This window comes from Bradyrhizobium sp. B117 (genome assembly GCF_038969555.1).
In the GTDB taxonomy this organism is placed as follows: domain Bacteria; phylum Pseudomonadota; class Alphaproteobacteria; order Rhizobiales; family Xanthobacteraceae; genus Bradyrhizobium.
On sequence record NZ_CP152414.1, the window covers coordinates 7,260,546 to 7,277,063 of the forward strand.

Here is a 16,518-nt window from a genome sequence, read left to right on the forward strand (position 1 = left end):
ATAGATACCCCTCGCCCGTCTCGCCGCTTTGCGGCGAGCCCCCCTCTCCCGCAAGGGGAGAGGGTGCATCGTCTACGCGGCCAGTCCTTCGGCGACGGGTTGATTCGACGCATCAGTCTTGTCCGCCATCCTCAACTCCCGCGCCAGCACATAGCCGCCGCGGCTTTGCTTGGCCTGATAGAGCGCCTTGTCGGAGCGCGACAACAGCGCTTCCGCGGTGCGCCCGTCGTGCGGCGCCACGGCGACGCCGACGCTCACGCCGAGCTCGATCATCTGTCCGTCGACATCATAGGGCGCACTGATCGACTGCACGATACGCCGGGCCATCTCTTCCGCGTCTGCGGTCGCACGCTGCACCAGGACGAACTCGTCGCCGCCCATGCGGACCACGAGATCCTCGGCCGCGGCGATCGCCCTGAGCCGGCCGGCGACCTGCCTCAGCAGCGCATCGCCGACAGGATGGCCGAAGCGGTCGTTCGCTTCCTTGAAGCGGTCGAGATCGAGCGTATGGACGGCAACCATCCCGGCCGCGAGCATGGCGGGCAAATCCGTCGCCAGCACCGAACGATTGGACACGCCGGTCATCGGATCGATGCGCGACAGCTGCTCGAACTGCCGCTTGAGCGTGATCTGGCTGATCGAGGCATTGAAGCTCAGCCGCACCATCTCGAAGCTCGCGACCACATACATCAAGATCAGCAGCCCGAGTCCGACATGGCGCAGATCGGGCTGCATGAAGGTGACGATCGCGGCGGGCGCGGCGATGGCGGCCAGATCGAGCAGCGCCGCGACGGGGCGCAGCGCCAGCCGCGCCACCACGCCGGCACCAAAGCCGAAGCCGATGCCGATCGCCATCACGGAGCAGAGCGCATCGCCGAGCACAATGCTGCGCGCGGCAAACAGGCCAAGAATGAGAGCTGTCACGACGGTGCCGGCCACATAGCACCGCTCCCAGCGGACGGCCTCGGCCCGGCCGAGCTGTGGCGCACGCGCAAGGCGGCGGCGGAATGCAAAGACCTCGAACAGACGGACAATGGCCACCAACACGCCGGCGGCCGTCAGGGCGGCCGTGACCATGTCACCGGTCTCATAGGTCGTGATGGCGCCGACCATCGCCAGGCAAGCGGCCGCGAGAATGTTGGGCATCGTCGTGCCGTGAAGGCCCGTGATGACTTCCAGATAGACGGCGTCGGAAATCGACGCCCGCCCAGATTCCATTCTGTTGAACAACATGCCAGCCCCTATCCCGCTGGCACGTTCTTACCGCAGACCCGTAAAATCGGCTCCTTTCGGAGTGATGGCATTTGAGCGAGCGGGTTTACCGCTCGTTAGCCATCTCCGCCGGCGCATCGGCTAGTGCATTCCCAGCACCCTCGGCAGCCACAGCGTCAGGTCCGGCCAATACGTCACGATGACGAGGAAGCCGAGCATGGTGATCAGCCACGGCATCACCGCGACCGCAAGATCGGTGATCCGCATTCGCGCGATCATCGAGGCGACGTACAGGTTCAGGCCGACAGGCGGATGGCAGAGACCGACCTCCATGTTGACGTCCATCACGATGCCGAAATGGACGAGGTCGATGCCGAGCTTCTTGGCGGCCGGCGCCAGGATCGGCGCCATGATCAGGATGATCGAGTTTGGCTCCATGAAGTTGCCGGCGAGCAGCAGCAGGATGTTGACCACCAGCAGGAAGCCGACCCAGCCGAGATTCTGCGCCGCGATCCAGTCGGCGAGCGTCGCCGGCAGGTTCTCGTTGGAGAGCACGAAGGAGAACAGCACCGCGTTGGTGACGATGTAGAGCAGCATCGCGCTGGTGTTGGCGGCGCGCAACAGCACGCGCGGCACGTCCGCCATCTTGATCGCCTTGTAGACGAACACCGCGATGATGAAGGAATAGACCGCCGCCATGGCGGCGGCTTCGGTCGCCGTGAACAGGCCGCTATAGATGCCGCCGATAATGATGACGACCAGCATCAATCCCCAGATGCTCTCGCGGAAGGTGCGGACGGTTTCGCCCCAGGTCGCCTTCGGCAGCCGCGGATAGTCGCGATTGCGGGCGAGCCACCAGGTGACGATGCAGAGCATCGTCGTCAGCAGGATGCCGGGGAGCAGGCCTGCGACAAACAGCGCGCCGATCGAGGTGTTGGTTGAGACCGCGTAGACGATCTTCGGGATCGACGGCAGCATCAGGATTCCGAGCGAGCCGGCGACGGTGATGATGCCGGCGCCGAAACGCATGGGATAACCGTGCCGGACCATCTCGGGCAGCACGATGGCGCCGATCGCCGCCACCGTCGCAACGCTCGAGCCGCAGACCAGTGCGAACATCGCGCAGGCGACGATGCCGGCAAGGCCGAGGCCACCATACCAGTGACCGATCAGCGAGGTCGCGAAGTTGATCATGCGGCGCGCGACGCCGCCATGGGTGAGGAAATTGCCGGCGAGGATGAAGAACGGGATCGCCATGATCTCGAAGCCCTCGATGCCCGTGAAGAGCTTCATCGAGACCGCCTCGATCGGCACCGTGGTCAGCGTGAACAGGAACGTCATCACGGTGAGACCGAGCGCGATCGAGACCGGGATACCGGTCAGCATCAGCGCGATCAAGAGCGCGAACACGGTCGCGGCGCGCATCCAGTGCGGCAGCACCACCACGCCGAACTTCTCGGCAAGGCACATCATGAAGATCAGGACCGGCGCCATGATCAGGATGACGCCGAGCGGCGAGACTTTTCGCGCAGCCGCGCGGGTTGCGGCGCCGGCGGGCTGCGGATGCAGCGCCGGCGAGGCGTCGGCTTCGACGCCCTCGACATGGGTCTCGTCGTGATGCGGCAGCTCGCCGGTCCAATAGTAGTGCCAGGAAACCTGGAGGAAGCGGAAGCACATCAGGCCCGAGCCGAGCGGGATCGCGAGATAGACGAACCACATCGGCGCTTCCAGATCGTTGGACTGCTGGCCGGTGTGGAACATCTCGCGCACGAAGGAGGCGCCGAAGGCGGCAATCATGCCGGTGAACAGCGCGCCGCACAGCATCGCGAACAGGATCACGTGCTTGCGCGAATGCTCCGGCAGGCGGTTGACGAGCAGGTCGACGCCGACATGGATGCCGGTCCGCACGCCATAGGCCGCGCCGAACTTCGCCATCCAGATGAACATGTAGATGCAGAGCTCCTGCGCCCAGGACAGATCGAGCTCGGACAGGAAGGTGAACACCGCCATCGACAGCGACGCGAGCCAACTCATCCCGTGTGCGGCCGCCCATCTGGAGAGGGCGATCGATTCGCCGGCGCCGTAACGGTGCACAACGGCGATGAAGATCAGGCCGGTTGCAGCCGCAATGAGCGTCGCGATCAACCATTCTTCGAGATGGTTGAGCGCCGAATTGAGCACGCGAAGCAAATCGAGATCCCCCTATCGATACGAAACGGCCGGAAGTGCTTGCACTCCCGACCGTTGGTATTGTTCTCCAGGAAACGCGTCAGTTCATCTTGACGTCGAGTTCCTTGGCGACGAGATCGAGCACTTCCTGCCCGACCCGGCCCTTGGCCCATTTATAAGTCGGCTGCATCGCCTCCTGCCATGCCTTGCGGTCGGCGTCGCTGAGATAATGCAGCGTGGTCTTGCCGGTCTTCTTGATCTCGGCGAGCGCATCCTCGTTTTCCTGATGCGCGATCAGATTGGTGTAGTCGGTCGCCTCGTTCATCGCCTTCTCGAGCTGGGCGCGGGTGTCGGGCGGCAGGCCGGACCAGAATTTCGAGTTGACGATGACGGCGTATTGCAAATGCGCGTGATAGGACACGGTGATGTCCTTCTGCACCTCGTAGAACTTCTGCGTCAGATAGTTGGACGCGGTGTTCTCGCAGCCGTCGACGACGCCGGTCTGGAGCGCCTGGTAGACTTCGGAGAACGCCATGATCTGCGGGATCGAGCCGAGAAGACGGAAATACTGGTCGGCGATCTTCGAGCCGGAGATGCGGAACTTCAGGCCCTTGAAATCCTCCGGCTTCATCAGCGGACGGTTCGACGACACCATGTGGAAGCCGTTGTCCCAATAAGCGAGCCCGGTGATGCCCTTGGCTTCCAGCTTCTGGAACAGCCATTTGCCGACCGTGCCTTTCATCGCGCTGGAATAGGTCGCATCGTCCTTGAACAGCCAGGGCAGGTCGAGCGCCTCGAACTCCTTGATGCCGAGCGGGGCGAATTTCGCGGTCGAGGGCGCCAGCATCTGCACCGAGCCGAGCTGGAGCGCCTCGATCTCCTCCTTGTCCTTGTAGAGCGAGGAGTTCGGATAGACCTCGATCTTGACCTTGCCGTCGGTATACTTCTCGGCGAGTTCCTTGAACTTCAGCGCGCCCTTCCCCTTCGGGGTGTCGTTGGCGACGACGTGGCTGAACTTGATGATGATCGGGCTCTGGGCGAAGGCGGGGGGCGCAAGGAAGGTGGCGAAAGCGAGCGTCGCCGCTGCGACCGCAGGAAGCAGTTTGCGCATGAAGGACCTCCCCAATAACCCCAGCAAACCGGGTCTTTTTTGTTTTGCGTCCCCAGTAGTGGCAGCAATCCGCCACCCTGCCAACTAGACCTAAGCCCAATTTGCCGTAGGCAAGCTATCTTGACGGCTGCCGCATGCGCAACCCGGCACCGGCTCCGGCCCAATGGAGCGAGCGCTTATGTCGCATTGCGGCAAGGCGATCAGCCCTTGCGCTGCGCGACCATGAACAGACGGCGGAACGGAAACAGCGTCTGCCCCGCGGCGTTCTTGGGATAGGCTTTTGCGACCCGCTCCCCGTAGGCCGCTTCGAACGCCGCCTTCTCCTCGCCCTGCAAGACGTCGAGATAGCGCGTCAGCCAGGTCCCCTTGGTCCACTCCTTCACGGAGTTCTCGCCCTCGAGCACCTGAAGATATTCGGTCTCCCAGATGTCGATATTGGCTGACATCGGAGCAAGGAGGTCGTGATAGAACGCCGGTCCCTCGACTGGTGGCGGCGTGACGAGGTGCTCGACCTTGGACCGCCATGGGCCGCTCAATGCAGTCTCGCCGATCAGCACATGCGAGGGCGCCAGAAAGTTGCGCGGCATCTGCACCGCGAGGATGCCGCCGGGCTTCACCTTCTCCATCACCGACGGAAACAGTGCCGCATGATTGGGCAGCCAGTGGAGTGCGGCATTGGAATAGACGACGTCGTATTGCCTCAAGGGACGCCACTGGCCGAGGTCCTCATGTGACCATTCCACGTCAGGTGCCGCCTTGCGGCCTGCGGCGACCATCTCCGCCGAGCCCTCGACACCGGTCACGGCCGCGTCCGGCCAGCGCTCCTTAATCAGTTTCGTCACGTTACCGGCACCGGCGCCGAGATCGGCGACCGTGCGCGGGCCGACATCCGGAATCCGCATCAACAGGTCGACGGCGGGCCGCAAGCGGTGGCCGGAGAATTTCAGATATTGCTGCGGATCCCAGACCATTACATGCGCCTTTTCTTTTTCGTGTTTCCTTCGCTGCCGCTCTTGGTTACCACTGCTCGTCCCGATCAGGCAATTCGCAAAGCCGGCGGGACGGGCAGGAAACGAACAGCAACACGCAAAAAACAAGAGAGCGTTGTTATGGACCTCGGGCTCAAATCGAAAACCGCAGTCGTGACGGGAGCGAGCATCGGCATCGGCCGCGCCATCGCCAAGGGCCTCGCTGCCGAAGGCGTGCGCGTCGTCGGCGTGGCGCGCCGCACCGACCTGCTCGCCGAGCTGGTGAAGGAGGTCGGCGGCGGGCTGATCACGCCGCTCGCGCAGGACGTAATGGAGAAGGACGCGGCGGAGAAGATCGCGGCCTTCGCGCTGAAGGAGCTCGGCCATGTCGACATCCTCATCAACAATGCCGGCGGCAGCCGTCCCCTCCCCGTCGATGCGCCCGACAGCAAATGGGACGAGGCGATCGCGTTGAACTTCACCAGCTACCGCCGCATCGCCCATGCGCTCTTGCCGCAGATGATCGAGCGCAAATGGGGCCGCATCGTCAACATCACCGGCAAATCCGAGCCGGAAGGCCTCAACGCCGCCTTCGCGGCGAAAGCCGCCGTGCACGCCTGGGCCAAGGGCCTGTCGCGCGAGATCGGCGAGCACGGCATCACCATCAACTGCATCCCGCCCGGCCGCATCATGAGCGAGCAGATCCGCCGCAACTATCCGCCGGAGTATCGCGAGCGCTTTGCCGAGGAAGAGATTCCGGTCGGCTATTGGGGCGAGCCGGAAGACCTCGCAGCCCTCGCGGTGTTCCTGGCCTCGCCGGTGGCGCGCTACATCACGGGCACGGTGATCCCAGTGGATGGGGGCTTGCGGCGGTATCAGTTCTAAAAGATCATGCTCAAATAACAACCTAAAGTGCGATGACGATTCGTCCTCATCTCATCGTGCTTTAGAGTCATTGCGTTGACCGGCTTGCCGTTGCTCTTGAAGTCGATCACGATCTGATCGCAGCCGTCGCGCTCAAGTCGCGACGCTGCTCTTGGCGGCGCGGCAGTGCTTTTCGCAGAGCGCATCCAGCCTGACCCGATCCGGCACGCTTCGAAGATCGTCATTCTGATGGAGCAGCTGCTCCAGCTCGAAGGTCTCGTCCGGGGAAAGTCCGGGAAGGATGATCATGCCTTTGGCATTCGTGGTGAACTCGAAATAGCGAGCGCTCATCTGGAATTCCGAAAATGACTTAGGATCAATATCGGCGATCCTAGCGATGGGACGACAATCCGCCAAGGGGTGACAAGAGGCGATAACGGGCGACCATGCGACAGGTGCAGGACTTGCACGACGGAATGTGCGGTCAGACCGATGTGATCTTGCGCAATTGCGCGGCAGGCGCATCGTGGAGGTCGTCCGGTGCGGCGAGATAGGCTGGCCAATCGATCGGCCGGCAGAACAGACCGCGGCGGCCGATCTCGCGAAACAGGCGGTCCGCGCGCTGCTTTGCAGGCACGCCTACGAGGGGGGTGCCGGCCAAGGCATCGGCTTGCACTTCGTTGCGGATGAACTCGTACATCCGCAAGATGAAATGGTCGGAGAGGCCTTCAAAGTCGTCCATGGAGATCCCAGGCTCGTGTCAAGACAACGTCCATTCGAGGACACGCCAGCTGACCCAGGCGATCGCGCCGATCCAGGCGATCATCGCGCCGCCGACCGCGCCAAAGAACGCAAGCGCGACCAGATAGTCGCTGGTCGGCCGGCGCTGAACGCCGACAGGCACTTCTTGCGTGGCGGTTCTATCAAGCATTCTGGTCCCTGACGGATGACAGGGATAACGAGCTCAATGCGGATCGACAAATAGACGACGATATTAACCTCACCAGTCAACCTTAAGACGGAAACCGCGCCTCCTCGCGCGAGGCGTCCGACCGGGCGCGAACCGCTGGCTGATGACAAACCAGCCAGGGATCACAGCCAAGGGCCACAGCTAAGGGCCGTGAGGCGACATCGGCGGCTTGGCTGCGGCCGTGTCGCCCAGCATCTCGAGCTGGCTCGCCAGTGCGCTGAGGCTGCGTGATATGCTCTTCAGGATGGTGGCAGTCCTGGCGGGCAGACCTGCTTCGGTCGCCTTTCCGTTGAAAGCCCTCGCGAGTGCGCGGCACTCTGCGGCGGAGGGCAGACTTCTATGCACGGTCGCTTTGACTCCAGCTGACACATTCGCGTTTTCTGGGCGTTTTGCAAACGAACATGCGCGCGCTAAACACAAATGCAAGCAAAAACGAGAGTGGCGAAAATGGCCGGAAAAATCCCAGACAATTCAGATCCAGCCTTGGCGAAGCGTCACAAGCAATCGGCGATCATCGGCCGCCTGACTGTGGCCTGCTTCGTGGCGATGCGCAGCGGCTACGCGCGCAAGCATCTCGGGGCGGTGTTCGAAGAGCTGCTGACGGCGCTGGCGATCCGCGTCGCCGACGATCTCGGCGCACCGCCATTGACGGCGTCCGATCTGTCCAGGCATCTGGGATTGCCGCGCTCCAACGTCCGCCGCTGCCTCGACGCCCTGATCGAGGAAGGCGTTGTCCGCAAGGAGAATGAGCACGGCTACAGGGGAGAGTTGGACTGGCTCGCCTCCCGGATCGATGCGGAGTATTTCCTGACGATCCGCAATGCGATCATCTCCGCGGCTGACGAGTTGAAGGCGCTGGACGCGCCCGCGTAAGGAGGCCTGCGCAGGCGGCGCCTGGCGCCGGATACTTGATCTAGATCAAGCTTGCCACGGCACCGTCATTCCGGAATGGTTGTCGATGGCCGCGCAGAAGCGCCGCCCCATAGCCAAGGAGATGATCGATCATGACCTCCTCGAACTCCCTGCGTCGCCTGATGCTCGCTGCGGCAAGCACCTTGCTTCTCGGCACGGGCGCCCAGGCCGGGCCGATCCCCACACATCTGTCGGCGATCAAAGCAATGGTCGAGCCGACCACGACCGAAGTGCGCTGGGTCGGCGGCTGGCGCGGCGGCTATGGCTATCGCGGCGGCGGCTGGGGCTACCGCGGTTGGGGCTATCGCGGCTACGGCTATCGCGGCCTCGGTTATGGCGTCGCCGGCGCCGTGGTCGGCGGCGCGATTGCGCGGAGCGTCTATTACGGAGGCTATGGCGGCTATCCCGCCTACAGCTACGGCTACAGCTACCCGCCCGCAGCGTATTATGGCTATGGCGGCGACTACGGCTATGGTGGCGATTATTGCGCCCCCTCCGGCAGCTACTGGGCCTACTAGAGCGTAGGATGGGTAGAGCGCAGCGAAACCCATCAACCGCCATTTAACCTGAAACGTGATGGGTTTCGCAAGCGCTCTACCCATCCTACGGACTTCATCCCTCGCCCGCCGGCGGGATCACATACAGCGTCAGCACGCGCGGGACGACGATGAAGCCGACGAAGGCCGACGCCGCGTTCACATAAAGTTGCTGCCGTGATGCGATGACGTGACAAGGCGGGGTATCGCCCGGCGACGAAAAATCGGCACACTTAAACTCCCAACAATGATGACCCACGCTGCAGTCGCACGGGACTGCAAATGGACGACGTTCATCGCCTGGGTGAGCACCACCGGGGCCTGCCCTTGCCAATTCGTCACGAGAGCCACGCAACATGAACACGTTGGATCGGACATCACGAGAGCATCACTCCTGCCCTTCCTGTTGCGGCCCGTCCTGGTCGCGGCGCGGCTTTCTTGCAGGAGCCGGTGCGCTTGGCCTGGCCTCGGCCATCCCGACCGTTGCGGCATACGGACAGACAAGGCCAGCGCTGATCGATACCCACCTTCATTTCTATCCGCCCGAATATCAAAAGCTCTGGCTCGGCTACGAAGACGCACGCAAGCAGCCGCACTTTCCCGGTCAAGTCGCCTGGACCCGCGAGAAGCTCGTTGAGGACATGGACCGCAATGGCGTACGGACCGGCATCCTGTCGATCGCCTCCACGCCGGGCGTATGGTTCGACCTCGGGCCGGCGGAGGCCGGCCGGCTCGTCCGCATCTGCAACGAGTACGCGGCGGAGATGATCCGCGACCATCCTGGCCGTTTCGGCCTGTTCGCGACCTTGTCGATGCTGGATGTCGATGCCACGCTCAAGGAGATCGAATATGCCTTCGACACGCTGAAGGCGGACGGAATCGGACTGCAAAGCAGCTATGGCGACAAATGGCTCGGCAATGCCGCCTACAGGCCAGTGCTCGAAGAGCTGAACCGCCGCAAGGCGGTCGTTTATGTGCATCCGCTGGTCGCGAGTTGCTGTAGCGCGCTCAGCGTCGGCACGTTTCCGGCGGTGATCGAGGTCCCGCACGACACCACACGCACGGTGACGAGCCTGCTGCTTAGCGGCGCCTTTGCCCGCCACCGCGACATCAAGTGGCTGTTCTCGCATGCCGGCGGCACGATTCCGATGATGGCCGGGCGGATCAATTCGTTCTATGGGGCGCGGCCCGACCTGAAGGAGTTTGCGCCGGACGGGATCGAAGGCGAGCTGCGCCGGCTTCATTACGACACTGCGAACGCGACCTTCGCGCCATCGATGGCGGCGCTGCTCAAGCTCGTGCCCGCCTCCCAGATCACCTACGGCACCGACTATCCGTACTTCGGCTTCAACCAGTTCGCGCAGCTGGAAAAACTTGGCCTCTCGACCAGGGATCTCGATGCAATCGGCCACGAGAATGCGGTGCGCCTCGTTCCCCGGCTGCAGTCATAGAGCATCCTCGTGAAAACGTGGCGCGGGTTTCGCCCGGGCCCGGTGGCGCGGTACGTCACGGGCACGGTGACCCGGTAGATGGGGCTGCGGAGGTATCGGTTTTGCGGCGGGGCTCCTGAATCCGATCAGCTCCTCCACTCGCTCTCAATAGCGGACGTGGCAGCTCGCCTTACCAGCCGGCCGACGGCCAGAAGCAGCCATCAGGGGGACTTCGAAAGTGAAGCAGATCACACAATGTCTGGACCAGGTGCGCTAGGTTGTGGGATGGCGGCACAGCTCGTCGGGTCAGGGAACAGCACCTGAACACCGGCCCACGCGAGCATTGCAGCGCAACACATTGTACCTGCACGGGTCCTTTGTTACTTGCACCACCGTTGCCGCGTATGCGTAGGAGAGTTCAATGAAACATATTCGCGCATTTGCTTTTGGAATCGGGTTGCTGGCTCTGGCCGGCCTGGCGGTGGGTACATGCCTGGTCGTAAACCCGACGGTTGCCGTCGCAGGCTGCAGCGGACGGTGTTAAGCCGGACCTGCCGTATCCATGTGAATAGTGGTCAATTCGACTCCTTGCTCAATTTGGCGGCGAGTTGCGCCCTGAATGCGTCCTTTATGTAGTCACGCAGAAGGTAGAGTTCGTGGCTGGGCACGTAGTTGCGACCCTTAAGTGACTTCTCGAGATAGGTTTCTGCCTTCTGATCAAGCCGCCGCCTTTCGTCATCGCTCTTTTCCAGCGTCGCGAGCGCGTGCAATGCGATGGCATATTTGAATAGCAAATCACCCCGTGAAAGGGCCTCATCCCTCTCGAGCCCCCCGAACAAATCTACAGCATCTTTCGGCTTATCTAGCTGCAACAGAATATAAGCCTTCGTATCTGTGAAGTTCGCCCGACTATCGGCTAGCCACTCCTTCGATGCTCCCTTGATTTTCTTAAGTTCATCCAAGGCGTCATTTACGCTTTTCAGCGCGCTCGGCAGATCAGCTCCGTAGATGGCGTAAGTCCACGCGACTTCGTTCAGCGCCCGTGCGTGGTTTTCCGGCCCGCCCGCACCAGCGAGGTTCTTCTTTCTTGCGTCGATATCCTTATTGAATATCTTGGCGTCCTCGATTTTGATCTTGCCATATTGCGCGGCGAATTTTTCGATCTGCGGCAGGGTCCAGCCAAAGGCAAGCCACCACGCAGTTCCGGTGAAAGTGAGATCACCATTTATCGTGACGTTTCTAAACGAGGTAGACCGGAGGTCGGTGTTCGAGAAATCGTTGACGTCGTTGAATTGCGCGTAGTCGAAAATGGCGCGATACAGCGTTGCCCCGGAGAAATTTGTCTTGGTGATGATCGCTTCGTCGAAGCGCGCCGACGACAATTCGGCACCCGAGAAGTTGACGTTCTGAATATTGCTTTGACTGAATGAAGCGTATGGAAGAGTCGCACCGCTCAAATTTACTTTCACGATCGCCGATTGGAAGAATTCCGAGATCACAGCCGTGTTGGTGCCGGTATACAGTCCTTCCAGGTCGAGATCCTGCAGAAGCTGCGATTGCAGGTTAAGCGGCTTGCGATATTGGGCGAGCTTCCGAATGGTTTGTTCTTTCAGTTGCGTATTGTTCGTCGTGACCGCCACGAGCACGAGCTTGGCTATCTCGGCTTCCTCCTTCGCCGCTGCCCAGCGGTCATAGAGATGCTTCGAGACAACCCCTAGAGCTGGGAACGCCACAGCGCAGACAAGCGACATGGCAATGACCATGTTGCGGCCATACGACGATCTGGCTGCTATATACTCCCGCTCCAACGCGTTCAGGTCAGCATAGTCTGTCAGCGCCCTATTGGCTTGCCCGGCGGATCCCAGCGCACGAATGCTGCGCGCCCGCCGATCCCAAATTAACGCTGTACCGCGAAAGTCAGCGCGCTCAGCGATCATTGATCGAAGTGCATCCCACTCTCGGGTCAGCGCATCATACCGCAGCGAGACCATATCTCCCGTCTCGTTGGATTCGACGTGCAAAACGCCCGACGCGACAAGGGCATCAAACACTTCTTTCGATCGCTTGAGATCACCCAACGAAAGAAGATCGTTGCGCTTTACTGTGACCGCCTCGCACGTTTCCTCACCTTCCGACAGACGAATGGCGCGCAACAGCATCCGTCGCGCGAGATCCTGGTAGCTGGCGGCATCTTTGCCAAGCCAGGGAGCGAAGCGTGGCACAATTTGGCGCAGAAAGCTCCTGGGCTCTTCCTCGTCTTTCCGGCTGAGCGAGGCCAGTACCCTGTCGCCCTTGGCGGCCGTAGCCGTAACCGCCGCGAGATCAAAGGGCCACAGCAAAGTGCTGGCCTTTGCCGACGACCGTTGCTTGGTGTGAGCTTCGCTGGCGATCGCGTAGCTTTTCGCCAGCCAGAAATCGACAAGCGCCTGTGCGGCCCTTCGATCGTCCGGTGCATCCAGGACGGTACCGGCCATGGTGGCTTGATCGATGAACTGCCCTATCCGCTCGCAGAGAGCATCGCGCTCCGAGTCGGAAATCGGAATTTCATCTTCGGGGAGGCTTGCGATCAAGGCATCGCTTGCATTCTTGAGAACCGTCAGCGACGCGTAAGCCTGAGATTCATTCGCTGTCATGGTCATTGCGGTCAGATCCAGTTATGCGCTCAGGAGAGCGTCAAGCGGTATCTCAAACGACGCGATCTTCTTGCAAAGCTCGTTCAGCTCGTGGTCGACCTCTATGAAGCGATCGACGCATTGCTTGTAGAAAGTTTGAAAATCTTCCTCGAGCTTCCTGATGTTGGCCGGTATTTGCGGTTCGGGCGGCGGTTCGTCCGCCATCCACGGCTTCATCATTGTCTTCAAATCTATCGACCACTCTTCCTGGGGAAACGCATCGCACAATGCGATGAGTTTGGCTTTGAACTGCGGCCATGACGAAAACTTGGCCTGGGGCTGAATCTTCTTTTGGGTCTTGGTGTATTCGAGGTCAGTATTGAGGGATTGCCACTCGTCGTGCTCGGAAACCAAGCCAGCAAGCCGTGCCCGCAGCCTGCCGACTGAAAGCGTACCCTCGCGCAGACGGCTCAAGGAGTTCTCCGGCATGGCTGCGCCAAGCTGCTGCTCGACCAGGCGCATTGTTTCGGCGAAGTTATTGAGGCCAACATCCTTTGCCGTGCCGACCAGCTCCTTGTTGATGTGCGAAGCTTTGGGCAAAAGATGCGCGAGGCGCTCGGGCACGAGCAGAACTTTTTCGTCGATGACGGATACTGCGAGACTCGCGGCCTTCATGTCTTCGGCGCAGGCATCGAGCTCATTGATCCAGCCCTGCTCGTCTTCCGCCGTCGGAAGATTCACGGTCTGGTTGCGAGCCTTTCTGGCCAAGTTTCGCAGGAAATTTGCATCATCCTTCAAGTATAACCCAACATTGTCACCCGATTTGAGGCGTCCGACGTTGTTGTCTATCTGATTGAGCCGCTTCTGCAGCTCGTGCAGGCAGTTGTGCAGCTCCTTGTACTTGGCGAGGACGACGATCTGCTGGCGTGTCTTTTCGAAGTCGGGCCGGTAGCTGGCCATGATGTGATGGAGGTCCCGCGCCTGCCTGATACGATTCAGGTCTATCAGCGCGCGTTCAATCTTGCTTTCCAACTCGCGATCATGGGCTTCCTGAACGTCGCGATCATCGCTCAGCGGCTGCAGCGAATAAGGTGATACCTGCGGTGAAACCTGTTGCGCGAAGGCGCGCAGATCCTGGTTCTCTGGACGTGCAGTAATGGCACTGCGCAGGAGCACGCTGATCATGCCGGGTCCTTGTTGAGCCAGCGCGGGCAGCAGCGTGGCTATGAACTCGTCGACGTCCTTGGCCGGTGTCGCGCTGCGCTCCACCTGGGCGCCAAGCGAAAATCTCACGATGCGGCGCAGACCGTTGAGATTGTCCGCGAAGGCCGTAGCCAGAAGTCCCGCCAATTGCGCCATCTGCTCCGGCGTCAGGAGGACGGTTGGCGCGAGCGGCGGCCGCAAGCTCAACCGTTCCGGGTCGAGCGCAACAATGTCCCGGGCGCTGCAGCCGTAAAGGGTGCCGGCGACTGCGCGACCGTCCTGCATCAGGGCGAAGCGCATCAATCCGATCGCCGCGGTGCCGACAATGATGGGAGCGCCCGAGAGCCCCTTCGGCGGTGCGCCGCTGCCGGCACCAGCCTCCTCGCAGAAGAGTTGCAGGACCGGCTGGTATGCAGATCGCCGCTGCGCATAGAAGTTGGTCAGTTGCGCCCCGTAATCCCTGACCTTGCCGGCCCAGGTCATACCGTCGACCGGCTGCGCGTCGGGATAGCCTCGGGTCTTGAACAGATCATCCGACTGATCCAGTTCGCCTGGCGCAATCGTCTCGCGCAGCGGAATCGTCGGATAGGCGGCCAACTGCCCTGGCTCGAGGCATCGCAGCAGAACGCAGTCCGCGTCCTGATTCCATTTATTGGGTATCACCTCGGCGGCGGTCTTGTGGCCACCACGGAATTCGAGATGGATCGTGCCGGCGAAAAAAGCGGGTGGTTCGACCTTCCGGTCGGCGACGACGTGAAGCGCGGTTGCCACGATGTCGGGCGCCACGAGGAAACCCGTGCCGCGCCCGTTTTCACCATCGATGGTGATCCTGGCGATCGCGTCGCGAAATTCATCCATGGCGGCTGTCCGGCAAGCGCCGGGCGCCGGAGTGCCAAGACGCGCTGGGAACGCAGGGGTTCATGACGTTGCGGCCTCCGAGAAGTTCAGAAGTTCAGCCTTCGAAACCTTTCCATCGTCACCGACCTCAAAATGGACATAGGTGGGACGAAACAACGTCCAGGCGGAAAAATCGCCGGCTTTCATCTGCGCCACGAAAGCCTGCAAGGCGGGCAGCGCGTCGGCCTCGGACTTCAGAATCTCATTGGGAAACCGGAGGACATCGGCCCATGTACCGGTGTTCAAATAGAACCGGCCGTCGCCCAGAGATACGCGCTTGGCTTGATGGGTGTGGCCGAACACGACATAGCGGAAGCCGCCGCGATCGCAGAGCATTTGCGCGGCGTCCAGATATTCCTTCGCGCTTTCCGTGCCGAGCTCGAACGTATCGGTGTCCTGCAGGCCACGCATGGCCTTCAGCAGCGCGGGCATTCGCCTCTCGAAGGGTTGGGACGTGCGCCCGAAGAGGAGCGCCGCGAAGCCGTAGATCCGGCTGACAGTGTCGGACGCGGTGACCTCGTCTCCAAGCTGGCCAAGCGGATCGGCTTCGGCAATTTCGGTGTCGAGGTCCCGGAGAAACCGTTCGGCCTGGTTTCCCAACGCAGCCTGCAGCGCCTCCTTCAGTGCCGCGCTCTTCTCGGACCGATCCGTATCTGTCTTCACGTTTCCATCGGAAGAAATCTCTTCGCCAAATCCCTCCGGGGCGGGGTCGGTGCGGCCTCCAATATCCTCGCCGGGAATGATGCTGATATCCTGCTCGGACCGAATGTCGCCGCCGAACCTGGGGGTCACCGGATTCGAGAGACCGTGGCTGCGGGTTCGCTTGTAGAGGAGGGCGATCGTGGCAAGGCGCGAACGAAAGCCCGGCTCGAGGGCGAGCAGCATCGGCACCACGGCGGCCGTCTCGGGCTTCAGCAAATCCACGAACGGATAGTCGAGCTTGATCGTATTGATGACTTCGGTCACCATCTCGCTGCCGGCGGGCGGGGTGAACACATGCTCATCGGGTACATCCAGCCGGCGCGACTGAACCGAGCGAACATGACGAAGTGCGTCGTAATCGACCTGGTTCCAGCTGTCGTAGCGATTGCCATGCTCGATCAGCGCGTCGCCGACAATGTAAGCCTCGCCGTCGTAGAGAAATTCGAAATCATGACCTGCCTTGATGCCGAGCGCGCGGCGGAACGCTGCGCGCACCGTAGGCAGGCTCAGTTCGATATCGTGATTTCCGAGCAGCACCACGAGACGGCCTCCCTTGTCGAGAAACCGCCCCATGGCGTCGAACACGGCCTGGTCCCGTTCGACGATCGATTGAAGTTTCTTGACTGCCAGGCCCGGATCTCTCGTGAAGGGAGACCATGCATTCGGCTTTTCATCGTGCTCTGCTAGAAAGTCGACCGTATCGCCGTTCAGGATCAGCTCGCTCGGACCTTGCTGTGCGAACTTCTGAGTGATGCCATCGATGAACTGTGCCACTGCATCGGCGCGGGTGCACAGCCGGAAGCCGCGCTTGCCCGATCCGCGCGGGTGCGCGTAATCACCACCGAGATGCAAGTCAGAAATGATATGCGTACTACGCACTTGGCCCTCTCACACATAGCGACCAAGAAGCTGAAAAACGATCAAGACGCAGA

The 16,518-nt window shown here is 61.5% G+C and carries 15 protein-coding genes and 1 pseudogene; 4 read left to right on the forward strand and 12 right to left on the reverse strand.

Annotation, left to right across the window (positions count from 1 at the left end):
• Positions 1 to 72: 72 nt before the first annotated feature.
• The 5 genes and pseudogenes from AAFG16_RS35105 to AAFG16_RS35125 all read right to left on the reverse strand — a co-directional run bounded on the left by AAFG16_RS35105 (position 73) and on the right by AAFG16_RS35125 (position 5,463).
• The gene (locus tag AAFG16_RS35105) at positions 73 to 1,233 is read right to left on the reverse strand and encodes a GGDEF domain-containing protein (protein WP_342732698.1); all 1,161 of its coding nucleotides are present in this window, start codon (positions 1,231 to 1,233) and stop codon (positions 73 to 75) included.
• Between the two features lie 120 nt (positions 1,234 to 1,353).
• Positions 1,354 to 2,637, reverse strand: coding sequence for a TRAP transporter large permease subunit (locus AAFG16_RS35110; RefSeq protein WP_342741018.1), 1,284 nt, complete (start codon positions 2,635 to 2,637; stop codon positions 1,354 to 1,356).
• 288 nt (positions 2,638 to 2,925) lie between these two features.
• Positions 2,926 to 3,246 (reverse strand): annotated as a pseudogene (locus tag AAFG16_RS35115) (TRAP transporter small permease subunit); the annotation flags it as partial.
• Positions 3,247 to 3,481: 235 nt separating this feature from the next.
• Positions 3,482 to 4,492 carry a DctP family TRAP transporter solute-binding subunit gene (locus AAFG16_RS35120; protein WP_342732700.1) on the reverse strand — a complete coding sequence of 337 codons (1,011 nt, stop codon included), beginning with the start codon at positions 4,490 to 4,492 and terminating at the stop codon, positions 3,482 to 3,484.
• 200 nt (positions 4,493 to 4,692) lie between these two features.
• On the reverse strand, positions 4,693 to 5,463 hold the full coding sequence (locus AAFG16_RS35125) for a methyltransferase domain-containing protein (protein ID WP_342732702.1): 771 nt from the start codon (positions 5,461 to 5,463) through the stop codon (positions 4,693 to 4,695).
• 138 nt (positions 5,464 to 5,601) lie between these two features.
• Between AAFG16_RS35125 and AAFG16_RS35130 the strand changes: the two genes are divergently transcribed.
• Positions 5,602 to 6,345, forward strand: a complete 744-nt coding sequence (locus AAFG16_RS35130) for an SDR family oxidoreductase (protein ID WP_342732704.1) — start codon at positions 5,602 to 5,604, stop codon at positions 6,343 to 6,345.
• 132 nt (positions 6,346 to 6,477) lie between these two features.
• Here AAFG16_RS35130 and AAFG16_RS35135 read toward each other — a convergent pair whose 3' ends face one another.
• From AAFG16_RS35135 to AAFG16_RS35150, 4 genes are all read right to left on the reverse strand, one after another.
• Positions 6,478 to 6,675 carry a hypothetical protein gene (locus AAFG16_RS35135; protein WP_283081014.1) on the reverse strand — a complete coding sequence of 66 codons (198 nt, stop codon included), beginning with the start codon at positions 6,673 to 6,675 and terminating at the stop codon, positions 6,478 to 6,480.
• 133 nt (positions 6,676 to 6,808) lie between these two features.
• Positions 6,809 to 7,066 (reverse strand): hypothetical protein, encoded by a 258-nt coding sequence (locus tag AAFG16_RS35140; RefSeq protein WP_283081015.1) that lies wholly within the window; start codon positions 7,064 to 7,066, stop codon positions 6,809 to 6,811.
• 18 nt (positions 7,067 to 7,084) lie between these two features.
• A complete protein-coding gene (locus AAFG16_RS35145) occupies positions 7,085 to 7,255 on the reverse strand; it encodes a hypothetical protein (protein WP_283081016.1) in 171 nt (56 codons plus the stop codon).
• A gap of 180 nt (positions 7,256 to 7,435) precedes the next feature.
• Positions 7,436 to 7,639: a hypothetical protein gene (locus AAFG16_RS35150; RefSeq protein ID WP_342732707.1), complete on the reverse strand. Its 204-nt coding sequence runs from the start codon at positions 7,637 to 7,639 to the stop codon at positions 7,436 to 7,438.
• A gap of 138 nt (positions 7,640 to 7,777) precedes the next feature.
• Here AAFG16_RS35150 and AAFG16_RS35155 point away from each other — a divergent pair, with 138 nt between their 5' ends.
• The 3 genes from AAFG16_RS35155 (at position 7,778) to AAFG16_RS35165 (ending at position 10,193) form a co-directional block, all read left to right on the forward strand.
• Entirely contained in the window at positions 7,778 to 8,167 is a 390-nt protein-coding gene (locus AAFG16_RS35155; RefSeq protein ID WP_342732709.1) for a helix-turn-helix domain-containing protein, read from the forward strand.
• Between the two features lie 131 nt (positions 8,168 to 8,298).
• On the forward strand, positions 8,299 to 8,724 hold the full coding sequence (locus AAFG16_RS35160; RefSeq protein ID WP_342732711.1) for a hypothetical protein: 426 nt from the start codon (positions 8,299 to 8,301) through the stop codon (positions 8,722 to 8,724).
• 374 nt (positions 8,725 to 9,098) lie between these two features.
• Entirely contained in the window at positions 9,099 to 10,193 is a 1,095-nt protein-coding gene (locus AAFG16_RS35165; RefSeq protein ID WP_342732713.1) for an amidohydrolase family protein, read from the forward strand.
• Between the two features lie 554 nt (positions 10,194 to 10,747).
• Here AAFG16_RS35165 and AAFG16_RS35170 read toward each other — a convergent pair.
• From AAFG16_RS35170 to AAFG16_RS35180, 3 genes are read right to left on the reverse strand one after another with little or no spacing between them, the layout of a single operon-like run.
• Positions 10,748 to 12,811: a pentapeptide repeat-containing protein gene (locus AAFG16_RS35170; RefSeq protein ID WP_342732715.1), complete on the reverse strand. Its 2,064-nt coding sequence runs from the start codon at positions 12,809 to 12,811 to the stop codon at positions 10,748 to 10,750.
• A gap of 15 nt (positions 12,812 to 12,826) precedes the next feature.
• Positions 12,827 to 14,845 carry an effector-associated domain EAD1-containing protein gene (locus AAFG16_RS35175; RefSeq protein WP_342732717.1) on the reverse strand — a complete coding sequence of 673 codons (2,019 nt, stop codon included), beginning with the start codon at positions 14,843 to 14,845 and terminating at the stop codon, positions 12,827 to 12,829.
• 60 nt (positions 14,846 to 14,905) lie between these two features.
• Complete coding sequence (locus AAFG16_RS35180) at positions 14,906 to 16,465, reverse strand: hypothetical protein (RefSeq protein ID WP_342732719.1); 1,560 nt, start codon at positions 16,463 to 16,465, stop codon at positions 14,906 to 14,908.
• Positions 16,466 to 16,518 lie beyond the last annotated feature (53 nt).